Origin of the sequence: Victivallis sp. Marseille-Q1083 (assembly GCF_903645315.1) — a bacterium.
Classification (GTDB): Bacteria; Verrucomicrobiota; Lentisphaeria; order Victivallales; family Victivallaceae; genus UMGS1518.
Map to the genome: position 1 here is coordinate 476413 of NZ_CAHJXL010000002.1, position 14308 is coordinate 490720.

Genomic DNA, 14308 nt, shown 5'->3' on the forward strand with positions numbered 1-14308 from the left:
TTGCGCTTTTCCTTGCTGATGCTGGCGATGATTGCCGGCGGTCTGTTGGTTTCCGGTCTGAAGGCGGCGGTGGCCGCCGCACCTTCCTCGCCGGTTGACGTGGCGCTGGACAGCCTGGACCGGTCCGGTCCGTCACGAACATGACTCGAACCGCGCCTTGTTGAAAAATGGCGGCTGTGACGGCGGTTCGTGGTTGGAGACCGGTCGGAGTCAGCGGCGCAAGCTGCGTCTGTTACCGCTCGATTTCTGTCTGCTTTCCGAGCCGGAAAGCGGCACTTCCTTGAGTGCATAATCCCGCCGGCAGGACCGCGCCCGGGTCGTCCCGGGTGCGGTGCGGGCCATTGACGTGGAATGACTTGTTTGCATTTGAAAATGGAAAAAGATTGGTCAGCGGTCTTTGCGCCGCAGCCAGAGCAGCGCCCCTTTGTCCGGCGCGACCGGAATGGCGTCCGTCAAACTGAAATGTGCCTCCGGCTGGAATGATTTGATCGGCGGCGCCCATAGTTCGTACTTTTCCGGCTGGAAACCGGCAAAGATATCCGGCCGGATGGACAATTCGACCGGCAGCACTTCATCGGCCGGAAAATGTTCGTCCGGCCAGCGGGCGATGGCGATCAAGGCCTCGTCGGCTTTCTGATAACAGGTCACCTTGACGCCCGGCGCCGCGGCGGCAACCGGACAGGCGTTGTCCCAGTAGCCGAGCATGGCCGCCTTTTCAATGCCGAACCGGTCCCAGAGCTTCCACATCGACTCCGCATCGGGGAGGTAGCGGCTGCTCATGCCGAAAACCATGCCGCGATAGGGGTTGCCGCCGGTCTCGTAATTGAGCATTTCATTGGTCAGGCCGAATGGAATGCCGGAAATCTCCACCAGATAATAATCCGCTGGCATATCGTAATCGTAAAACTCTCCCAGCCATAAGTCGGTCAGATAAGGCAGATGCTCCATCGCATGGTTCATGACGCTGATTTTACTCGACGGGTACAGGTCGCTGCAATGCATGTTGATCCGATAGTCCGGCCGCAGCTTTGCCAGCGTGCGGGCCACCCGTTTGGTCACTTCCCGGCCGAAACCGATGCCGTCGAGATACAAACCTTGCGCGCCGGTTTCCCGGAACAGATAGTGCAGCGATTCGACATAGTAATTGATCAGGCGCGAATCGCTCCGGGTGGTGATCGCCGCGCAGAAATCGCCCGGCAGGCCGGCGGCGTCCAGCCAGTCGGTGCGCCAGGCCGGCACGTAATGGTCGACCAGATGTTCTTGCAGCCACGGATAACCGCCGCCGGGCGCGAAACTGAAAGCGCCCATGTCGGTATAAGTCAGCCCTTCACGGGTCGTGAAAATTTCATCGCCGAAACTGCGGAACGCCCACAGCTCGCTGCAGTGGTTGGACAACTCGCGGACGGTGTAATAGAGCTGGACTTCCAGGCCGGGCCGGGATTGCCGCCCTTCCGGCGTGTCGAGTTCCAACGGTCGGGCCAGTTCGGCCAGAAAGGTTTTCAACTCTTCCAGGTGAGTGAACGGGTAGTTGATATACGGCATCTGCCGGGTGCCGTGATGGATATGGTAAATCCGGGGGCCGACCGCATTGGAGTCATTCGAAATCCGCACCTGCCAGTGGCGCGGATCGATCGGCTTGAACGGCGTCAGCAGCAGCCGGAAACGCAGCGAACGGCTTTTTCCGGGCTGCAGCGTGAAGCTGCCGGTATCGGCCAGCAAAGTCAAAGTGTCGCCGTTCTCCTCGCTGCGGCAGCCGCCGCCGGCCCACAGCATGGCCGGGTCCAGCGGCAGCGCCCATAGCGCCCAGGTGTCTTCGGCCGACTGCAGTTTCAATTGGACGCCGGCTTGGACGTCGCCGACCCAGATCAGGTTGTTGAGGTATTGGCCGTTCCACTGCCAGTCCAATGCGCCCTGCCGTTTGCCGCCGCGCTTTTCCATGCCCATCCAGTATCGGGCGATGGCGCGGCGCAGCGGCAATTGCAACGTCAGGTTGTCGAGCCGGGTTTCCCGGTCGGCGGTCAAGTCGAGGAAGAACTGAATACAGCCGTCGGCTTCGCTCCGGGAACGCAGCGCGACGGAGATGGCGTCGCCGAGTTTTCCCGAATTGCCAAGTTCCAGTCGGGTGTCGTCGGAGGCCAGGAGTTCGGCCGGGGCTTCGCCGGTCAATTCGACCTCCCGCCCGGCGATTCCGGCGACCAGCCGCATCGGAGCGGCCAACAGTTCGATGCCGTTGCTTTGCAGTGAATCCGGCAAGCCCGACGCGGCGAAATGCAGCGAGCGGTTCAGCAGGCTCACCCGGCCGTCCGACCGCCGAACCGGCTGATAGGGCGGCGGCAGTACCGCTTCCAGCCCGCGGCGGGAATTCAGCCATTGCAGCCGGGCCAGCCGCCGGAGCTCGGCAATGCCGCCGTCCGGCAGCGGGTCGCCGGCGATTCGCAGTGCGACGTCGACGGTTTGCGGCGGGACTCCGGCGGCGGAAACGGTGACCGTGCCGGTGTAACTTCCGGCGGCGTCGAGCGGCACCCGGACCCCCATCCACAGCGGCTGGACCTTGCCGGCGTCGAGTTGGAGCCGGCGGCTGAAGGGGCGGCCGAGCCAGTCACTGCCGGACAGGTTGAAGCAGGTGGCGGTGGCGGCGGCCGGACCGCTCCAGTCGGCGGTCAGTTGATCGAGCGCGGTATCCGGCGCCCAGATGCCCAACTGGAAGACGTAATATTCGCCGGGGCACGCCACCCCTTCGAACCGGTTGGACGGCCCGCTTTCGATCCAGCGCAGCGGCAGCCGGTCGAACATCCGGATCGCGTGGTCGCGGTCTTCCGGAAAGATGACCAGCTTGCGGCCGGCGCATTGCTTTGCCAGCGCGGCGGTTTCCGCCCGGGTGGCGGCGACTTCCATCGGATAAAAATTGTTGAATTCATGGCGGGCCTGCAGCGCCAGCAACCGCGCCTGCGGCGGATTTGAGGCGGCGGCGGCGATCTGCTTCCAGTGCGGCCTGGCGGTGTCGCGCGGCGGATAATACTCCTCGGAGGCACACAACCCGAGCCGGGTATACGGCAGGTAATAGAGATAATAAATCCCGGCGCCGGCCGCCGGCCGGAAGCGGATGACGCCACGTTCATCGGAACAGGCCAGCGTCAGCAAATCGGTGACGGCCGTGCCATCCTCGGCATACAGCAGCAGCGCTTTGTCCGCCGCGTCGGCATCACGCCGCCGCCATTGAATATCGGCTTCGACCACCGCAGCCTGGGCCGCGTCGTCGTCGACTTCCAGTTTGGCGCGGTGATTGCCGAACCCGGATTCCGGCCAGTCGGCCACTTCATAGACCGGCGGGGCGGCGGTCAGCACGTTCAGTCCCAGCCACATCAGGCCGGCCAGCCCGGAACGGATTGCAGTCGTTGTCATGATCAAATTTCCTTCTTGGATGTGTATCAACTGCTTGCTCAGCGCGTTTCCACTGAGTCAATGCCGGCGATGGCGCAATATTGCCGCAATACGCCCAGCCGGTCGCCGTAACAGACAATATAATGCTGGCCGGCAACTTCGGCCAGGAAATCGTCGGCCGGAAAAGCGAAATTCATCTCCAGCGACGGCAATTGCGGCGCCGGCGGCGCCCAGCCGGCCTCTTCCCAGCTTGCCGGCGCCGTCGTTTCCGCAACGGCCGCATGCAGCCGGAAACGGCCATCTTTCACGGACAGGCGGGCCAGGGTGACTGTTCCGGTTTTCAATTTGGAAACGTTGAGCAGGCCTTCGCCGAAACTGCCGAAGGTGTTCGGCAGGATGGTCACCCGGCCGTCGACGGCGGCGGATGGCACGTAATCCGGTACGCCCATCAAGGCCGAACGGCTGGAAAATTCATAAAATTCCAGATAGAACGGCAGTTGGCCGGTCAGTTGCTGCAGCAGCAGCGCGGTGGCGGTACCGTAAGCGTCATTTTCCGGCACGGTCGGAATGGCCAGTTCGTCGTGCAGCAGCGTCATGGCGCCGGCCGGAGCGAACCGGAAGAGTTTTTTGATGCCGTCGACATCGCAGAAGGAAAAGGCCCGGTAACGGCGTTCCAGCAGCTTTCGCTTGAAAGCCAGCGCCAGCCGGATCGACTGGTCCAGCGTCGCCGGTTGCGGCGGCCGGACGAATTGCCAGTGCCGCCGGATGTGGGCGCGGGCGGCGGCGATGGCGTCGTCGTCGGCCAGAGACATCGCCGTTTGGACTTCGGCCAGGTCGAAATGTTCGATTTCGAGGCCGAGCACCCGCTTGAGCAGCAGGCCGTCGTACATCGTCCCGTACAGCCGCATGTCCCGGTAGCCGGCCATGCCGATCACCGCCTGGCGCAGCTCGGCGGCGGCCGAAGCGGCGGTCAGGAATTCCAGCGCTTCGTCGCAACGCGGCGGCGCGTCCCGGAAATTCACCAGATAACGGAAGCGGTAGCCCAGCTCTTCCAGCACCGCCCGCAGCGCGGTGCTGCCCGCCTGGTCGGCGGTGGTGACGAAGCGGCCGCCGTCGTTCCAGCCGGACAATCCCCAGAGCAGGATGGGTAGAGAACGGAAATTTTCGATGACTTTGATGACCGCCCAACTGGGAATCCAGCCGGCGATGCAGACGACCAATGCGTCGAAACAGCCGGATTGCAGCTCCTTTACCGCCCGTTCGGCCTGACTGCCGGCCGGGTCGTCTGCCACCGGGGCGGCGGTGACCAGCGTCACGCCGCGCCGCCGCAGTTCCGTTTCGACCGCCCGGCAGCGGTTGTCGATGAATTCCCGGGGAGTATTGACTTCGCCGAAACCGACGAAACCGGCACGAATTTTCATAGTCTGCCTCCAAAGGTTGGCATTAAGAGTTGATTGAGTTGCTGGTATTGCCGGAAATATTCCGCGTAGTATCGGGCATTTTCGCCCGGCTGAACCCGTTCGGCGATACGGACCATCGCGTCGGCGGCCGCTTCCGGCGAGGGAAAAAAGCCGGCGGCGATGGCGGCCAGCATCGCTGCTCCCAGGGCCGGCGTTTCGTCTCCGGAAGTCAGCGTGACCGGCAACCCGAGCGTGTCCGCGATAATCTGCCGCCACAGAGGGCTTCTGGCCGGTCCGCCCAGCAGGCGGATTTCCCGGATTTTGGTGTTCCGGCCGGGCAGGGCGGCCAGGTTGTCGCGCAGCAGCGCGGCGACCGCTTCCATCACCGCCCGCGCCCAGTGGCCCCGGTGGTGGGCCAGCGTGATGCCGTAAGCGACGCCGCGCGCTCCCGGATTGGTCAGCGGCGATACCGAACCGGCGCAATGCGGCAGCAGCAGCAGTCCGTCGCTGCCGGGCGGCACCGCCGCCGCCAGCGCGTCCAGTTCGGCATAGGAGACTTCCCCGGCGAATTGATCCCGGAAATATTTGAGCAGCATACCGGCGGTCGGCGCCCAGGGCAGCAGCGCATAAGCGCCGGGCCGAAAGGAACAGTAGGTGCCGATCCGTCGCTGTTCATCATAACAAAGTTGGCCGGATTCGGCAAAAATCGCCAGTGAGCTGCCGGTCGACGCGGCGATGGTGCCCGGCATGACGCAGCCGGCGCCGAGCGCGCCGGCGATATGGTCGAACGGGGCGGCGGCTACCGGCGTTCCCGCCGCGATCACCGAATTGCAGCGGCGGCAAGGTCCGTAACATTGGCCGGGATCGAACAAGGTCGGCAGTTGCCGTTGGGTGATGCCGAGAAAGTCGAGCATTTCCGGCGCGTACCGGCCGGTGGTCAAATTATAATAACTGCTTGACGGCAGCAGACCGCGGCAGGTGGCGTATTGCCCGGTCAGATGCCAGGCGATGTAATCCTCGACCATCAGGAATTTGGCGGTGCGCCTGAACGCCTCCGGTTCATGCCGCCGCAGCCACAGGATTTTGGCGGCCGGCCAGGCCGGCAGCATCTCCGGCTGTCCGGATAAGCGGAACAGTTTCTCTCTGCCGAATTGCCTTTCCAATTCGGCCGCCTCGGCTTTGGCCCGGTTGTCCAGCCAGACGATTGCCGGCCGCACCGCCCGGCCGTCCCGGTCGACGCCGATCAGCGTTTCCGCCTGTCCGGTGACCGCCAGCGCGGCGATCCGGGCCGGAGCGAGGCCGGATTGACCGACCGCCGCGGCCATCGCCTGCTGGGCTGCCTGCCAGTAAAGTTCCGGATTCAATTCGACGATATCCGGCGCCGGCGTTTCCAGCCGGTATTCCACCAGGGCGGAACCGCACCTGATGCCGGCGGGATCGAATACCGCCGCCTTGACCGCGGTGGTGCCGATATCCAGACCGAGAAAATAAAGGTGATTATTCATACATCAGCCGTTGAATGAGGTCCAGTGCCGCTTCGACCAGTTGTTTCCCGCCGTCCGAGCCGACCGGGCCGTTGATGACCAGGCCGCCGTAACCGCCATGCCGTTCCGCCTCCGGGCTGGGCAGGTAACCGTAATAGCCGGCGGCGAGCTGGACGATCGCCGTCTGTGCCGCAGCTGAACGCGCCTGGATGATCTGCCCGTAAGTTAAAAAGAGTTCGAACGGCACCGTCACCCAGGCGCTGCTGCCGATTCGAAAGGCGGTCAATTCCGCCGGCAGGAGCGGTTCGCGCTGACGGCGCCGGTAATGGGCGACGGTGGCTTTGTGATTCTGGATCAGCGAAAAGTCGTGAAGTTTGTCGTCATACGGTCCCGGTCCGCCCAGGGCGGCTCTGTCCCGGGTCTCCCGGCAGAAGGCGGCAAAAGCCGCCTCCTCGGAACCCCCGGCGGCGAGGCGGGCCAGTTCGGTCTGGGCCAAGGCGAAATCCGCGGCTGAAACCGGCCGGAGCGGCAGTTGCGGTCGTGCCTGCCGCACCCGGAAAACCGGCGTGAAATCGAGCGTGCCGAGATGCCAGGCGGCGGCGGTGACGACCGGAGCGAGCTTGCCGGCCAGATATTGCACCGTGTCGGCGTGCCAGCCGTCCGGTTCGGATTGATTGCGGCGCAGCAGATCGCGCGGCGACTGGCAGCCGGCCGCACCGATCTGGCACAGGGTGTGAAATTCCGGCGACAGTGCTTCTTTCAGCAGCTCCCGGACGGCGCCGAGATAGTCCGAGGAAATCAGTTCGGTTGCCTCCATCACCTGGGCCGGGCAGCAGACGTTGAGCAGCATGCCGGTCAATTGTTTCCGGTTGTCGCAGGTGAACAGCATTTCGACGCCGGACTCCTCGCCGGATTCCAGGCCGGTGAAATCGGCCCGGCCGGTGTCGCCGTACATTTCCGCCGAACCGTCGGCATAAACCGCCCGGCGGCAATGACCGATCGGGACCCGGCCGAAGGCCGCCGCCACGCCGCCGGGCCGCCGGGTCTGCCAGGCCTGCCGGACTGCCGCCGCCGCCTGGCGGCGCAGAAGGTCCAGATATTGCGCCGGCGTCGTCAAATCCGGATCGAAAACCATCCACTCTTCAAAGATGCCTTTCGGACTGGTATAGGGGGCATTGTGGGTATGGGTGGCGTTGACGACAAGGCGTTCCGGCGGCAGGTCCGGCAATTCCGTCCGGACCAGTTCCCGGATTTCCCGCTGCAGCGCGGCGGGTATGTCCGCCACGTCCAGCGCCAGCAGCGCCAGTTTTTCCGCTCCCTGCTGCAGCGCCACCGCCACCGCTTTCAACCGGGAATGGACGCCGCAGGCCACCCGCTGGTAATACTGGCCGGACAACTCAATGCGGCAGTCGGCCGGCGTGATGTCCGTTTCGCCCCAGCCGATCAGCAGTTCCTTCATAGTTTCACCCGCTTTCCGCTTGCGGCCGATTCCCGGATTTTCTCGAGTAGGTATTGCAGATAGAGGCCCTGGCGCAAATCCGGTCCGAGCGCCTGCCGGCGGTGAACCGATTCCAGAAAGGTGTACAGACAGTGCAGATGGCCGCGCAGCCAGCCGATCGCCGCCTTGGGGGTCGGGAATCCGGCCGGTTCCGGGTAGCGCTGGCCGCAATCGATCGCCGTCCAGCCGCGCTTGCCGCCGAGCGGGGACGCCGGCGCGGCGGTGGAGTAGAAGAACAGTTTGTCGAAGTTCATCGGCTGCAATTTCAAAGCTCCTTTGCTGCCGTAGATTTCAAAGGAAACTTCATCCTCGGCGCCGGTGGCGATTTTCGATGCTGAAATCGTTCCTCCAGCGCCGTTGGGCAGTTGCAGCGTCACGAGCATGTTGTCCTCGGCGGTGACCGGAACCAGCCTGGACGGGTCGCCGGCCATCGGCCGGAACGGATAGGCGATATGGGTGACGGCGCTCAATTCGGTAAAGTCGCCGAGCAGGTGGTGCATCAAATCCAGAATATGACTGCCGAGGTCGGCGGCGGTGCCGGCTGCCAGTTTCCATTTGAACGGCGCGTGCGGATCGGCGCTGCCGCCGTGCAGGTAACTGGCGCGGAATTCCAGAATGTCGCCGATTTCGCCGGCGTCGATCAGCTCTTTGGCCCGCAGCGTCGACGGAAAAAAGCGGTTCTGCAGCGTCATCTGGGCGATGCCGCAATAGGACGGCAGTGCCGCTTCAATCCGCCGGGCTTCCGCCGGCGTCGCGCACAACGGCTTGTCGCAGTAGATATGTTTGCCGGCCGCCATCGCCGCCAGCACGGCGGCGGCATGGCAGTCGTTCGGCGTGCAGATGTCGATGATGTCGATTGCCGGATCGTCGATCAGGCTCCGATAATCGTCGACCGGGCGGACGCCCCCGAGCCGGGCGGCGGCCTGCCGGGCGGTGGCCGGGCGGGAGGTGCAGACTCCGGTGATGACGCTGCCGAATTCCTGCTGATCGTAAAAGAGCGGGATATTCCGGTGTCCATAGGCGTGCACTTTGCCGATGAAACCGAAACCGAGCAGCCCGACGCGGTAAATTTTCATCCCAGCAGCTCCTTTTCGGTTTCGGCGATCGCGGCCTCGATGAGGTCCATGCCTTTGAGCGCCACTTCCTCCGGCATGACGATCGGCGGGCTCATCCGCAGGATGTGTCCGGCCGGAATCCAGGCCAGCCCGCGGCGGAATGCCTTCTGGTAAACCAGCCGTCCGGCTTCTTCATACGGTTCTTTGGTCTGCTTGTCCTTGACCAGTTCGACGCCGAGCAGACAGCCCTTGACACGGGTGTCGCCGACAATCCGGTAACGGCTCGTCCAGCCGCTCATTCGGCGCCGGAACAATTTTTCCAGCTCCTGCGCATGTTCCAGCAGGCCTTCCTCCTCGATGACCTCGAAACAGGCCAGCGCCGCTGCGCAGGCCATCGGATTGCCGCCGTAACTGGTCGAAGCGCTGATTTTGTCGACTGCGTCGGCATAGGGGGTCCGGACGACCATCGCCGTCACCGGAAAACCGTTGCCGAAGCCTTTGCCGAGGGTGACGATGTCCGGCAGCACCTGCCAATGCTCCATGCACAGGTATTTGCCGGTGCGGCCCATGCCGGTCAGCACTTCGTCGGCAAAGAGCAGGATGCCGCGCTCGTCCAGGAATTTACGCAATTTCGGGAAGAAATCGTCCGGCGGCATGATGCTGCCTCCCCAGCCCTGGATCGGCTCGACGACGAAGGCCGCCACCTGGCCGGTGGTGGATTCGCGGATGAACTTATCGTAGAATTCGAGATATTGTTCGGTGTCCAGCGACCCGTCCGGCCGGGTCCACCAGGGGCGGTAGGTATCCGGTCGCGGCGCCAGATAGAATCCCTCCGGCCGGCCGGAGCCGCTGAATCTGGTCATCCGCGCCAGCCCGATGGAGTGGCCGCTTTTGCCGTGGAAATCCATGAAACAACTGATGAATTCGTGTTTGCCGGTGGCGGCCCGGCAGGTTCGCAAACCGGCTTCGACCGCGGTGGTGCCGGAATCGTAAAGTTGAAAATTCTTCAGATCGCCGGGCAGGCATTCCGCCATCTTTTCGAGCAGCCGGACTTTGATCTCGGTGGTGAAATCGTGGGCGTTCATCAGCTGGCGGGCGTAGTTGGCCACCGCCTCGGAAATTTTCGGATGGCAATGGCCGAGGGTGGTCACGTAAATGCCGCTGGAGAAATCGATATAGCGATTGCCGTCGGCATCTTCGAGCGAACAGCCGGAACCGCGTTCAAAGGCGACCGGAAAGAGCCGGACCTGGCCGGACAGGCCGCGATAGTATCGGGTGGCGCGCCGGTGCAGCGCGGCGCTTTTCGGGCCTGGAATCGTCTCGGTGACCAGGTGCGGGTATTGGGTCAAATCGAGCTGATACGGCGCAGGGTTGTACTGTCCCATGATGCGGTTCCTTTCGATGATTCAGTGATTGGTTGTTTTGTTTTTAGTATATCGTATTCGATTGCCGGAGACAAGACGGAAAGCCGGTTCGGGAGATTTTTTCGCGCAACTGAATGTTATTATTTAACATTATTTGAGCGATTTCAGGTTGCCATGATCGGCCGGATGATGTTAATTAACAACACGGGAGGAAGTGACTATGCATCAGCGGCATCGACGGATTTTGGAAATACTGCAGCACGGCGCCTTGCGGATCCGGCAGGCGGCGCCGGAACTGGGTGTCACGGAGATGACATTGCGGCGGGACCTGCGGGAACTGGAAGCGCAGAATTTGATTCTGATGGTCAAGGGAGGGGCGATTCTGCATCCGGCCCGTTATGAGCCGGAGCGCAGCAAACTGCTGCTGACCGCCGAAAAATTCGCTCTGGCCGAAGCGTTGTACGAGGCGATCATGCCGGTGGACAGTTTGTATATCAGTTCCGGTTTCACCGCGCTGGCGTTCGCCAGGGTGCTGTCGCGGCGGAACACCCGGCGGATGACGGTGATCACCAACTTCCTGCCGGCGGCGGCGGCGTTGTTTCAAACCCGCTGTCAGGTAATTCTGCCGGGCGGGGAACTGCGTTCGACCTCGCTGGATTTGATCGGACCGATTGCCGAGCGGGAGATCGGCGAGTTTCAGGTCGAATGGGCGGTTTCCGGCTGTGACGGCGCTCTGCCGGGATATGGGTTCTATACCTCGGACATGAATTTGTCACGGCTGGAAGCCAGGTCGATCGGCATTGCCGACCATGTCGCGATCATCTCGGAAAGCGCCAAATTCGGCCGCAAGGCGTTGACCCGTTTCGCGGCAGTCCGGGAGGTCGACCTGCTGGTGACCGACGATCGGCTGGAAGCGGAAGCGGCGGATGCCTTGCGGCGGGAGAAGGTGAAAATTATCCAGGTGCCGTTGAAAGCGTAATCCCGTCTTGATTCTGCTGGAATAAGGAGCCTTCCGGAGCGGGCCTGGATGCGGTTCGGTGTCGCCGTCGGCCATCCGTTTTCAACCCGGCCAGACTGTTTTTCCTGGCGATGGGCGATTGGAAGACGATGTTATTTTTTAACTTTTTTTCCGTGGCGCAACGGCGTTTTTTCCTGCCGGGTAATTGACCTGGCGGCAATTTTTTGCTATACTCTTTTCTCAGAGAAACCAATGGTGACGGGCGTCAGGACAAGACGGGCCGCCGGAACTCCCCAGCAAAAAATTGGAGAATGAAGATGAAAAGAGCGGAAAAATTCACCCTTATTGAACTGTTGGTTGTGATTGCGATCATCGCCATTCTGGCCAGCATGTTGCTGCCGGCGTTGAGCCGGGCCAAAGCCGCCGCGATCGAAACGCTGTGCAAGAGCAATCTCAAACAGGTGATGCTGGCGGCGCATATGTACGGCGGCGACAATGACGACCGTTTCCCGGCCAACAGCCAATATGATCCGGTGGAAAACAAATCCTTCTTTTACGCCTATTATTTGAAATCCTATGTCGGCGACGGCAGCGATGATATTTTCATCGACGGTGAACCGGCCACTACCGCTGAAGTATTCTGGTGTCCGATATCGTATGCCGGCATGGAAGCATGGCTGCGGTCGATTTCGTGGGCGATTCCAAAGGATGGCAGAGCCAGTGTCGTCTATACCGGCTATGGCGTGAACAGGGCCTTTGACAGCTATTGGAGTACCACTTATTTCGGCGGAAAATACCCGCGGACCTTTTCGTCGGTGCAGATGCCGTCCGCCCAGCTTTATCTGATCGAAACCCACAATGGTTCGCTGGCGGCGGCGGAGTTGGGGACCAGTACCAAACACGTGGCCGCGACGTGGGCGGCGGCATACGACTGGCACCGCGGCAAGGCGACCGGTTCCTTCGTTGACGGCAGCGTGCACAGTTTCCGCGATCAGGACTATGCCGGCGGCGTGCTGCTGCCGTGGGACACCGATTGTGACGGCAAGTGAATTCCGGACCGGCAAGGTGAAGTGCGCCACCGGAAAACGGGAGTTTCCGGTGGTTTTTCAGGTATGGCAGCTTGCAAATCGCGCCGGATATTTTTATGGTATCGCGTCACTGGATAAAATGAATTAAGGAAAAAGAAAATGCGCCTGATCAATATTGTGCCGCTCTTTCCGGACCGAATCGACTATATGGTCGCCGAGGCGAAGCGCCTGTATGCCGCTGCCGGTCTGGATGAAGTGATGCTGTGCATGACTCTGCATCCGGAAGGGGAGCAGCCGGCGGAAAAAGTGGAGTTGTTCCGGCGGATCTTCCGGCAATATCGCGCCGCGCTGCAGGCGAGCGGCATCAAGGTCGGCATTCTGTTCCAGAGCTTGATCGGCCACGGCTGGCCGGGCGCCCCGGCCGGCGTCGCTTCCTGGCCGCGGGTTGAAACGGTCGACGGAGAGCCCAGCGACCGTTATTGCATCCTCAATCCCGATTTCCGGGACTATCTGGCCGCGACGGTCCGGACGATGGCGGCCGAAAAGCCGTTTGCCTTGCTTGTCGACGATGATTTCCGGCAGATTGACGGGCATGGTCTGGAGTGCTTCTGTCCGCGGCATCTGGCGCAGTTCAATGCCGGAAACGACCGGCCGGTCGGTGCGGATGAATTGCGCTCCCGGCTGCGGGCGGCTTCGCCGCAGGACCCGTGCCTGCGGCGGTTTGAAACGCTGCGGATCGGCAATCTGCTGGAACTGGCCGCGCTGGTGCGACGGGCGATCGACGAGGTTGCCCCGGAAATCAATTGCGGTTACTGCACACCGGGGTACGAGATGTTGAGCGCCGGCCGGATCGCCGGAGTGCTGGCCGGCCGTCACCGGCCGTTCATCCGCCTGTGCAATGCCAATTACCTGGAACGCGATATCCGTGATCTGCCGGCGATGCACTATCGGACGCAGGCGCTGAATCGGATGATGCCGGCCGAGGCCGATTTGCTGGACGAGAGCGATACGTTTCCGCATCACCGTTACAGCAAGGCCGCCGTCGGTCTGGATACCAAATTGACGCTGGCGGCCTGGAACGGGCTCGACGGCGCCAAATTGTGGTTGACCAACCTGAACTGGCCTGATGCGGCGGCCGAAGCGCCTTACGATGCGGTATTGGCGGCAAACCGCCGCCGTTATGCGGTCTTGCGCGAAACGATGCGATCGGCGCGGCCGACCGGGCTGGTGACGCCGTTGCCGTCGCCGGCATCTTACCGGAAACTCTGGCATCCGTTGCGGCCCTGGGAATGTTTTTATGCCGCCGACTGGCAGTGCCTGGTGACGAATCATTACGGTATTCCCGGACGCTATGCCGAACTCGGGGAAGGGGACGGCATTTTTCTGGTCAGCGGCGATATGCTGCGGTTTTTTTCCGACGCGGAAGTGGCGGCGCTGCTGGAGAAACGTCTGCTGCTGGACGGTTCGGCGGCGCTGGCTCTGGCCGAGCGGGGCTTTGAAACCGATTTGGGCGTCGGGGTGGTCGCCGGATTTTTCCGTTGCGGTTGTGAACTGGATCTGGCCACCGGCGCGCGGCTGCCGTTCATGAACGACGGCAGTGCGCCGTTACTGACGCCGCTGTCGGAGAGAACGCTGACGTTGTCGCAACTGCAGGAACTGCCGTATCATTGCGCGCAGCAGGGGACGCCGGTCGGCAGCGGCGTGACGGTGTTCGACAACAGCCGCGGCGGCCGGGTGGCGGTGTGGAGCCAGCCGCTGACCATGCCGATGCTGCTGCATCCGTTGCGCCGGCGCTTGCTGATCCGGACGCTGGAACGGTTGAACGGCGGCCGGCTGGAGGTCGCCGTCGAGAGCGATCAGGATGTTCTGGCGCTCAGCGCCGGATTGCCGGCGGGAGAATTGCTGCTGGTCTGCAACCTCAATTTCGATTGTCTGAAGGAGATCGAATTGCGCTTGAAGGCGCCGGTCCGGCGGTTGGAACGATTGACCGGTGCCGGGGAATGGTGTGAGACGGCCTGTGAACCGCTGCCGGACGGCATCCGCATCCCGCACTCGCTGTATCCCTATGAAAACATCATCCTGAAGATAAGCCGGTAGGCGATGCCGCTGCGGGCCCGCCCGAAGTTCCGGGCGGGCCGAA

General features: G+C 62.6%; 10 protein-coding genes. 4 read left to right on the forward strand and 6 right to left on the reverse strand.

Annotation, left to right across the window (positions count from 1 at the left end):
- The gene (locus HWX74_RS18035; protein ID WP_176014961.1) at positions 1-144 is read left to right on the forward strand and encodes a hypothetical protein; all 144 of its coding nucleotides are present in this window, start codon (positions 1-3) and stop codon (positions 142-144) included.
- 243 nt (positions 145-387) lie between these two features.
- Here HWX74_RS18035 and HWX74_RS18040 read toward each other — a convergent pair whose 3' ends face one another.
- Genes HWX74_RS18040 through HWX74_RS18065 form a run of 6 tightly spaced genes read right to left on the reverse strand, consistent with a single transcriptional unit; the run spans position 388 to position 10203 of the window.
- Positions 388-3402, reverse strand: a complete 3015-nt coding sequence (locus HWX74_RS18040) for a glycoside hydrolase domain-containing protein (protein ID WP_176014962.1) — start codon at positions 3400-3402, stop codon at positions 388-390.
- Positions 3403-3440: 38 nt separating this feature from the next.
- Entirely contained in the window at positions 3441-4802 is a 1362-nt protein-coding gene (locus tag HWX74_RS18045) for a hypothetical protein (protein WP_176014963.1), read from the reverse strand.
- Complete coding sequence (locus tag HWX74_RS18050) at positions 4799-6286, reverse strand: FGGY-family carbohydrate kinase (RefSeq protein WP_176014964.1); 1488 nt, start codon at positions 6284-6286, stop codon at positions 4799-4801. Before HWX74_RS18050 ends, HWX74_RS18045 begins: the two co-directional genes overlap by 4 nt.
- A complete protein-coding gene (locus tag HWX74_RS18055) occupies positions 6279-7724 on the reverse strand; it encodes a neutral/alkaline non-lysosomal ceramidase N-terminal domain-containing protein (RefSeq protein WP_176014965.1) in 1446 nt (481 codons plus the stop codon). Before HWX74_RS18055 ends, HWX74_RS18050 begins: the two co-directional genes overlap by 8 nt.
- Positions 7721-8839, reverse strand: a complete 1119-nt coding sequence (locus tag HWX74_RS18060; RefSeq protein WP_176014966.1) for a Gfo/Idh/MocA family protein — start codon at positions 8837-8839, stop codon at positions 7721-7723. Before HWX74_RS18060 ends, HWX74_RS18055 begins: the two co-directional genes overlap by 4 nt.
- Positions 8836-10203 carry an aspartate aminotransferase family protein gene (locus HWX74_RS18065; protein ID WP_176014967.1) on the reverse strand — a complete coding sequence of 456 codons (1368 nt, stop codon included), beginning with the start codon at positions 10201-10203 and terminating at the stop codon, positions 8836-8838. Before HWX74_RS18065 ends, HWX74_RS18060 begins: the two co-directional genes overlap by 4 nt.
- Positions 10204-10402: 199 nt before the next feature.
- Here HWX74_RS18065 and HWX74_RS18070 point away from each other — a divergent pair, with 199 nt between their 5' ends.
- From HWX74_RS18070 to HWX74_RS18080, 3 genes are all read left to right on the forward strand, one after another.
- Positions 10403-11161 carry a DeoR/GlpR family DNA-binding transcription regulator gene (locus tag HWX74_RS18070; RefSeq protein WP_176014968.1) on the forward strand — a complete coding sequence of 253 codons (759 nt, stop codon included), beginning with the start codon at positions 10403-10405 and terminating at the stop codon, positions 11159-11161.
- 296 nt (positions 11162-11457) lie between these two features.
- Positions 11458-12189: a type II secretion system protein gene (locus HWX74_RS18075; RefSeq protein WP_217705019.1), complete on the forward strand. Its 732-nt coding sequence runs from the start codon at positions 11458-11460 to the stop codon at positions 12187-12189.
- 138 nt (positions 12190-12327) lie between these two features.
- Positions 12328-14265, forward strand: a complete 1938-nt coding sequence (locus HWX74_RS18080) for a hypothetical protein (protein ID WP_176014970.1) — start codon at positions 12328-12330, stop codon at positions 14263-14265.
- Positions 14266-14308 lie beyond the last annotated feature (43 nt).

Coding starts and splice junctions, on each gene's coding strand:
- HWX74_RS18040 (WP_176014962.1), bottom strand. CDS start 3,402: ATGACAACGACTGCAATCCGTTCCGGGCTGGCCGGCCTGATGTGGCTG.
- HWX74_RS18045 (WP_176014963.1), bottom strand. CDS start 4,802: ATGAAAATTCGTGCCGGTTTCGTCGGTTTCGGCGAAGTCAATACTCCC.
- HWX74_RS18050 (WP_176014964.1), bottom strand. CDS start 6,286: ATGAATAATCACCTTTATTTTCTCGGTCTGGATATCGGCACCACCGCG.
- HWX74_RS18055 (WP_176014965.1), bottom strand. CDS start 7,724: ATGAAGGAACTGCTGATCGGCTGGGGCGAAACGGACATCACGCCGGCC.
- HWX74_RS18060 (WP_176014966.1), bottom strand. CDS start 8,839: ATGAAAATTTACCGCGTCGGGCTGCTCGGTTTCGGTTTCATCGGCAAA.
- HWX74_RS18065 (WP_176014967.1), bottom strand. CDS start 10,203: ATGGGACAGTACAACCCTGCGCCGTATCAGCTCGATTTGACCCAATAC.
- HWX74_RS18070 (WP_176014968.1), top strand. CDS start 10,403: ATGCATCAGCGGCATCGACGGATTTTGGAAATACTGCAGCACGGCGCC.
- HWX74_RS18075 (WP_217705019.1), top strand. CDS start 11,458: ATGAAAAGAGCGGAAAAATTCACCCTTATTGAACTGTTGGTTGTGATT.
- HWX74_RS18080 (WP_176014970.1), top strand. CDS start 12,328: ATGCGCCTGATCAATATTGTGCCGCTCTTTCCGGACCGAATCGACTAT.